This is a genomic window from Geodermatophilus sp. SYSU D00697 (genome assembly GCF_054050175.1).
Genome location: NZ_JBJGYV010000022.1, coordinates 65,445 through 72,136, shown reverse-complemented (window position 1 = coordinate 72,136; position 6,692 = coordinate 65,445). Strand labels below are relative to the sequence as shown.

Below are 6,692 nucleotides of genomic sequence, written 5' to 3'. Positions count from 1 at the left end.
CCCCCGGCCTGCGACCGGCCCTGCCCCTCACCGGCTCCCGCGTGCTCGCCGGACCCCCACCGAAACCGCCGCAACCACCCCCGGCACCCGACCCCGCCGACGACCCCCCACCCTTCTGACCCGACCCGGCCCGGCCGAGAACCCGCCACCTCCACGGCCTGGTGCGGCGATCACCCACGCCGCGAGGCCGGATGGGGGCGGCCGGTCCGATCGACGCGTGCCTGGGGTTCGACCGGAGGTCCGCATCCGCCACCCGCGAACGAGCGAGCCGGCCGCACGAGGAGGGCGCTGGTAGAGCGCCTGACCGCGGGGGTAGTGGGGCGCCCATGACGGTGATCGGCTTCCACAACTCGCACGAGCAGGTGCACCCCGCGGACCTCCTGCGCGCCGTGCAGCACGCGGAGCAGGTCGGGTTCACCGCCGCGATGTGCTCCGACCACCTGGAGCCGTGGAACGAGCGGCAGGGGCACTCCGGCTTCGCGTGGTCCTGGCTCGGCGCCGCGCTGGCCACCACCGGGTTGCCCTTCGGCGCGGTCAACGCCCCGGGGCAGCGCTACCACCCGGTGATCGTCGCGCAGGCCATCGCCACCCTCGGGGCGATGTTCCCGGGCCGGTTCTGGGTCGCCCTGGGCTCGGGGGAGGCCATGAACGAGCACGTGACCGGGCACGTCTGGCCGCGCAAGGACATCCGGGACGCCCGCCTGCGCGAGTGCGTCGACGTCATCCGCGCGCTGCTGGCGGGGGAGGAGGTCAGCCACGAGGGGCTGGTCACCGTCGACCGGGCCCGCATCTGGACCCTGCCCGAGCAGCAGCCGGCGCTCATCGCGCCCGCCGTCACCGCGGCCACCGCCCGCCGGCACGCGGAGTGGGCCGACGGCCTGGTCACCATCAACCAGCCGCACGACACCCTCCGCGAGGTGATCAGCGAGTACCGGGACGCCGGCGGCCAGGGCACGCTCACCCTCCAGGTCCACGTCAGTTGGGACCCCGACCCCGACCGCGCGGTGGCCATCGCCCACGACCAGTGGCGCAGCAACGTCTTCCCGCCGCCGCTGTGCTGGGACCTCGACACGACCCGCGCCTTCGACCAGGCCAGCGCGCACGTGACCCCGGAGGCGGTCGGGCAGGCGGTGCGCATCTCCGCGGACCTGGGACAGCACGTGGCCTGGCTCCAGGAGTACGTCGAGCTGGGCTTCGACCAGATCTACCTGCACCACGTCGGCAAGGAGCAGATCGGCTTCCTCGACGCCTTCGGCGAGCACGTCCTGCCCCAGCTCGACGTCACCGCCCCGGCCCCGGCGGTCGCCATCGACCCGCCGGGCCCGGCCGAACCGCTGCGCCCCCACCAGGAGCCGCAGCCCGCCGTCCTGCCCTGACCGCCGGGCGGTAGCGCCTGCATCCGGCCGCAGCCCACGCGTCGAAGAGCAGGCGGGCAGCGCACAGCGTGGCGCGCGGCCACGGTGGGGGGACGGGGCGGCATGACCGAGGTGGACGACGTGATCCGGCGGGTCAACACCGGTGAGGCGATGTCGGCGCCCGAGCTGCGACAGGTGGCCGCGCTGCTGAACCACCACGCGTGGTCGCGCCTCCCGGGGCTCGCCGAGGCCCGCGTGCGCGTGGCAGTACGGCTGGAGGCGCTGGGCGAGTGAGCGCCGGAGCCGCCCAGCACCGGAGCCGCCTAGGGTGCGTCGGCGTGGCCGTGACCGTGCGCCCCCTGACCGACCACGACGTCCCGGCCCTGACCCGGCTGCTCGTCGCCAACCGCGCGTTCCTCGCCCCCACCAGCCCGCATCGTCCCGACGAGTACGGCACGGAGGAGTTCCAGCGCCGGGACACCGCCCGCCTCCTCGAGCAGGCCGAGGCCGGCACCGTCATCCCGGCCGTCGTCCTGCTCGACGGCGAGGTCGTCGGCCGGATCTCGGTGAACAACGTCGTCCGCGGGCCCCTGCAGTCCGGCACCCTCGGCTACTGGGTCGCCGAGGCGGTCAACGGGAGGGGCGTCGCCACGGCCGCCGTCGCCGCGATGGTGCGCGTCGCGTTCGGGGAGGCCGGCCTGCACCGGCTGGAGGCCGGGACCCTCGTCGACAACCTCGCCTCCCAGCGGGTCCTCCGGCGCAACGGCTTCGAGCGGTTCGGGCTCGCTCCCCGCTACCTGCGCATCGCCGGGGAGTGGCGCGACCACGTCCTGTTCCAGCTCGTCAACGAGGCCTGGGTCGACCCGGAGGCCGAACTGCGGTAGGGACGCCGGCATGCGGATCACCGACACGAGCGATCTCTGGTGGAAGACCGCCGTCGTCTACTGCCTCGACGTCGAGACCTACCTGGACTGGAACGGCGACGGCTGCGGCGACTTCGCCGGCCTCGCCCAGCGCATCGACCACCTCGCCGACCTCGGCGTGACCTGTCTGTGGCTGATGCCCTTCTACCCGACCGCCGAGCGGGACGACGGCTACGACATCACCGACTTCTACGGCGTCGACCCGCGGCTGGGCACCCACGGTGACCTGGTCGAGGTCATCCGCACGGCCAACGACCGCGGCATGCGGGTGATCGCCGACCTCGTCGTCAACCACACCTCGATCCGGCACCCGTGGTTCGAGCAGGCCCGGCAGAGCAAGGACTCGCCGTTCCACGACTTCTACGTCTGGCGGGACGACGAGCCGCCGGACACCTCCGACCAGGTCGTCTTCCCCGACCAGGAGGACAGCACCTGGACGTTCAACGAGCCGACCGGCGAGTGGTACCAACACCGCTTCTACAAGGAGCAGCCCGACCTGAACGTGGCCGACCCGCGGGTGCGCGACGAGGTCGCCAAGATCATGGGCTTCTGGCTGCAGCTGGGCCTGTCGGGCTTCCGCGTCGACGCCGTCCCCTTCTTCCTCGAGGTGGAGCCGGACGACGCCGGGGAGCTGCCCGACCCGCACCAGTACCTGCGCGCGCTGCGCTCCTTGCTCGGCCGCCGCACCGGCGACGGCATCCTGCTCGGCGAGGTGAACCTGCCGCACGAGCAGCAGGTGGAGTTCTTCGGCGGCGCCGACGGCGACGAGCTCACCATGCTGTTCGACTTCGTCGGCATGCAGGCGCTCTACCTGTCCCTGGCCCGGGAGGACGCCGGGCCGCTGGCCACCGCGCTCGTCCAGCGGCCCGCGGTCAACCCGGACAGCCAGTGGGCCACCTTCGTGCGCAACCACGACGAGCTGACCCTCGACAAGCTCAGCGACGAGGAGCGGCAGGAGGTCTTCGCCGCCTTCGGCCCCGAGGAGCGGATGCAGGTCTACGGCCGCGGCCTGCGCCGCCGCCTGCCCCCGATGCTGGACGGCGACCCGCGGCGGGTCCGCATGGTCTACAGCCTGCTGTTCTCCCTGCCCGGCACCCCGGTCCTCTTCTACGGCGAGGAGATCGGCATGGGGGAGGACCTCGACGCCGAGGGCCGGCTCGCCGTCCGGACGCCGATGCAGTGGACCTCGGGCCCCAACGGCGGCTTCTCGACGGCCGACCCCGACCGGTTGCCCGGCCCGGTCGTCGACGGGGGCTTCGCCCCGGAGTTCGTCAACGTCGCCGACCAGCGGCACGACCCGGACTCGCTGCTGTCCTTCCTCAAGCTGCTCATCCGGCGCTACCGGGAGTCACCCGAGCTGGGCTGGGGCAGCTTCACGGTCCTCGACCAGCCGCACCCGGCGGTGCTGGCGCACCTGTGCAGCTGGGACGACGGCACCCTGGTCGCCGTCCACAACGTCGGGCCCGAGCCGCGGAAGGTCCCCCTGACGCTGGCCGACTGCGGCCCCGACCACCGCCTGGTGGACCTCCTGCAGCCGGGCGAGGAGCGGGTCGGGGAGGACGGCGGGGTGGAGTTGGCCCTCGACGGCTACGGGTACCGCTGGCTGCGCGTGGTCGCGCCGGGCAGTCGCCGGCTGGTCTGATCCAGCAGCGGGCCGGCGTCCCGCTCCTCGATCGCGACCGGCGGACGGCCGAGGCCGGCCAGGGCCCCGGCCAGACCCGCGGGCGGGCGGAGGTCGGAGAGCCACGCCGGACCGGTACCGCTCCAGCGCAGCACCCGTGCCGGCGTCCACGGCGGGGAGAGGACGACGGTCTCCAGGGGGGTGGACAGCCCCTCGCCGGTGGCCTTGAGGAGGGCCTCCTTGCGGGTCCACCAGGTGGTGAACGCCCGGTGGCGGTAGCCGAGCGGTGCCCGGGCGAGCTCGGCCCGCTCCTCCGGGGCGAGGACGACGCTGGCCAGCTCGTCCAGGTCGGTGCCCGGCCGGACGACCTCCTCGACGTCGATGCCCACCGCGCCGCCGGGGAGCACCGCGACGGCGACGCAGCCGGCCGAGTGCGTCACCGACACGCCGAGGTCCGGGAGGGCCGGCAGCCGCGGCCGACCGTGCGGGCGCCCACACCCCGGGCAGGTGCGGTCGACCACCAGACCGGTCGGGGACACGCCCAGGGCGGTGCCGAGGACCGCGCGGACCACCGCCGAGGCCATGGTGCTGTGCCGCCGGTCGTCGTCCTCCGCGAGCCTGGCCCGCCGCTCCAGGTCGGCGGGCGCGAGGAGGGCGTCGTGCTGCGGCCGCAGGTCGCCCGTCGACGCCCACCACACCTGGCACACGCCGGGCCGGAGGCCGCCCGCGGCCAGAGCGGTGGCCCCCCGGCCCGGCAGTCTCATCCGTACCGACGCAGCTCGGAGAAGAAGTCGTCCACCACCCGCAGCTCGCCGGCGCGCGCGACCTCGTCGTAGACGTGCTTGGCCACGGCGAGGTCGAGCACGCCGAGCCCGAACGGGGAGAAGACCACCGGCCGGTCCGCCGTGATCTCCACCCGCCCCTCCATCACCTCGGCGAGCGTCCCGGCGAGGAAGTCGCGGCTGCCGGTGAGCTGCTCGGTCAGGTGCGGCGAGGTGTCGGCCTTGAGGCAGTGCTCGACGTCGTCGACGACGTTCACCGAGCGCAGCAGGACCTCCGGCGCCAGGTCGCGCAGCGACACGTGCAGCACCAGCGGGCAGTGGTCGAACCAGGACGGGTCGGTGACGTGCGGCTTCCCGGCGATGGTCGCGAACACCACCAGGTCGCTGCCGCGGATGAGGTCCTCGGCGCTGTCGTGCACCGTGACCCGGCCGGGGGTGCCAGCGGCGTCCAGGTAGGCGGTGAACCCGGCGGTGCTGTCGGAGGACAGGTCGAACACGCCGACCTCGTCGAACGACCACCCGGTGCCGGCGAGGAAGGTGTGGATGTAGCGGGCGATCAGCCCCACCCCGAAGAACCCGACACGGGCCGGCCGGGGCCGGCCGCGGCTGAGCCAGTCCGCGGCCGACGCCGCCGACGCGGCGGTCCGCGTCGCGCTGATGACCGAGGCCTCCATGCACGCGAACGGATAGCCGGTGTCGTGGTCGTTGAGGATCAGCACCGCCGAGGCCCGCGGGATCCCCGCGGCGATGTTCTCCGGGAAGCTCGAGATCCACTTCAGCCCGTCGACGCGGATGTCGCCGCCGATCGAGGCCGGCAGCGCGATGATCCGCGCGCTGGGCCGGTCGGGGAAGCGCAGGAAGTACGACGGCGGGTTGACCGAGTCCCCGGCCCCGTGCAGCCGGTAGGTGGCCTCGACCAGCTCGACGACCTGCTTCTCCCGCCCCTGCAGGACCCCGCTGACCTGGGCCCCCGGCACCACCGCGAACGGGGGGACGGCGGCGGTCACCGGGTGCTCCCGGTGACCTCGGAGCGGCGGATCGGGTCGGCCAGGGCCACGAGGACCTCGCGGGGACCCTCGTAGGGTTCCCGCCCGTGCGCGGTGCGCACGTTGTCGACCAGCAGCAGGTCCCCGGCCTGCCACGGCTCCCGGACGGCGGCCGCCTCGTACACCTCGTTGAGCAGCGCGACGACGTCCTCACCGATGGGGTCCCCGTTGCCGAAGCGGGTGGTGAACGGCAGCCCGTCCGGACCGTAGAAGTCGACGAGGTACTCGCGGACCTCGGGGGCGAGGGTCCACTCGTTGAGGAAGGCGATCTGGTTGAACCAGCAGCGCCGGCCGGTGACCGGGTGCCGCAGGACGGCGCTGCGCCGCTGCCGGGTGCGCAGGCCGCCGTCGGGCTGCCACTCGAACTCGATGTCCTGCGCGCGGCAGTAGGCCTCCACCGCGGCCCGGTCGTCGGTGCCGAAGGCCTCGGCCACCGAGGCGCCGATCTCGTCGGTGTAGCTGCGCACCAGCAGCCAGCCCTCGCGCTCGAAGCGCGCGACCAGGTCCGCCGGCAGCGCGTCCAGGACCGAGGGCGCGTCGGCCAGGCCGGTGGCCCCGCCCGTGGTCGGGGCGGTCAGGCAGGCGAAGACCAGCAGCCCGGGGAACTGCTGGGCGTAGCTGAGCTCGTGGTGCATGCACATCTGCTGGTTCGCCGGCCACGGCGTCGCCGAGTAGACGCCCCCGGTCGCCGGCTCGCGGGGCGCGAAGGCCTCCAGCTCCGGCATCAGGCGGTCGGACAGCCGGTCGGAGACGGCCGCGACCGTGCCGGCGTCGGCCAGCCCGAGCCCGCGGACGAGCAGGGCGCCGTGCTCGGTGACGGCCGCACGCAACGCGTCCCGGTGGGCGGCGACCCAGCCGGCCGGGTTCCCCGCACCGTCGACGTCGAGCTGCGGGGGCCGGCCGGGGCGCTGCACGACGTCGAGCAGCGCGGCCGGGGACAGGGAGGACATCAGGGCTCCTTCGCG

Annotated in this window: 7 protein-coding genes; 4 read left to right on the top strand and 3 right to left on the bottom strand. The window is 74.2% G+C overall.

From position 1 onward, the window contains the following. Window positions 1-326 precede the first annotated feature (326 nt). The 4 genes from ACI79C_RS18270 to ACI79C_RS18255 all read left to right on the top strand — a co-directional run bounded on the left by ACI79C_RS18270 (window position 327) and on the right by ACI79C_RS18255 (window position 3,920). Window positions 327-1,376, top strand: a complete 1,050-nt coding sequence (locus ACI79C_RS18270) for a TIGR03885 family FMN-dependent LLM class oxidoreductase (RefSeq protein WP_456947101.1) — start codon at window positions 327-329, stop codon at window positions 1,374-1,376. Window positions 1,377-1,478: 102 nt separating this feature from the next. Beyond that, window positions 1,479-1,649 (top strand): hypothetical protein, encoded by a 171-nt coding sequence (locus ACI79C_RS18265; RefSeq protein WP_456947100.1) that lies wholly within the window; start codon window positions 1,479-1,481, stop codon window positions 1,647-1,649. A gap of 44 nt (window positions 1,650-1,693) precedes the next feature. Further along, complete coding sequence (locus ACI79C_RS18260; RefSeq protein WP_456947099.1) at window positions 1,694-2,239, top strand: GNAT family N-acetyltransferase; 546 nt, start codon at window positions 1,694-1,696, stop codon at window positions 2,237-2,239. A 10-nt stretch (window positions 2,240-2,249) separates the two neighbouring features. Next, window positions 2,250-3,920: an alpha-amylase family protein gene (locus ACI79C_RS18255; RefSeq protein ID WP_456947098.1), complete on the top strand. Its 1,671-nt coding sequence runs from the start codon at window positions 2,250-2,252 to the stop codon at window positions 3,918-3,920. Here ACI79C_RS18255 and ACI79C_RS18250 read toward each other — a convergent pair. From ACI79C_RS18250 to ACI79C_RS18240, 3 genes are read right to left on the bottom strand one after another with little or no spacing between them, the layout of a single operon-like run. After that, complete coding sequence (locus tag ACI79C_RS18250) at window positions 3,866-4,663, bottom strand: 4'-phosphopantetheinyl transferase family protein (protein ID WP_456947097.1); 798 nt, start codon at window positions 4,661-4,663, stop codon at window positions 3,866-3,868. The two genes, ACI79C_RS18255 and ACI79C_RS18250, sit on opposite strands and share 55 nt — an antisense overlap. Beyond that, window positions 4,660-5,688: a 2,3-diaminopropionate biosynthesis protein SbnB gene (gene sbnB, locus ACI79C_RS18245; protein WP_456947096.1), complete on the bottom strand. Its 1,029-nt coding sequence runs from the start codon at window positions 5,686-5,688 to the stop codon at window positions 4,660-4,662. Before sbnB ends, ACI79C_RS18250 begins: the two co-directional genes overlap by 4 nt. Continuing rightward, entirely contained in the window at window positions 5,685-6,677 is a 993-nt protein-coding gene (locus ACI79C_RS18240) for a TauD/TfdA family dioxygenase (protein ID WP_456947095.1), read from the bottom strand. Before ACI79C_RS18240 ends, sbnB begins: the two co-directional genes overlap by 4 nt. Between the last annotated feature and the right edge of the window lie 15 nt (window positions 6,678-6,692).

Coding starts and splice junctions, on each gene's coding strand:
- ACI79C_RS18270 (WP_456947101.1), top strand. CDS start 327: ATGACGGTGATCGGCTTCCACAACTCGCACGAGCAGGTGCACCCCGCG.
- ACI79C_RS18265 (WP_456947100.1), top strand. CDS start 1,479: ATGACCGAGGTGGACGACGTGATCCGGCGGGTCAACACCGGTGAGGCG.
- ACI79C_RS18255 (WP_456947098.1), top strand. CDS start 2,250: ATGCGGATCACCGACACGAGCGATCTCTGGTGGAAGACCGCCGTCGTC.
- ACI79C_RS18250 (WP_456947097.1), bottom strand. CDS start 4,663: ATGAGACTGCCGGGCCGGGGGGCCACCGCTCTGGCCGCGGGCGGCCTC.
- ACI79C_RS18240 (WP_456947095.1), bottom strand. CDS start 6,677: ATGTCCTCCCTGTCCCCGGCCGCGCTGCTCGACGTCGTGCAGCGCCCC.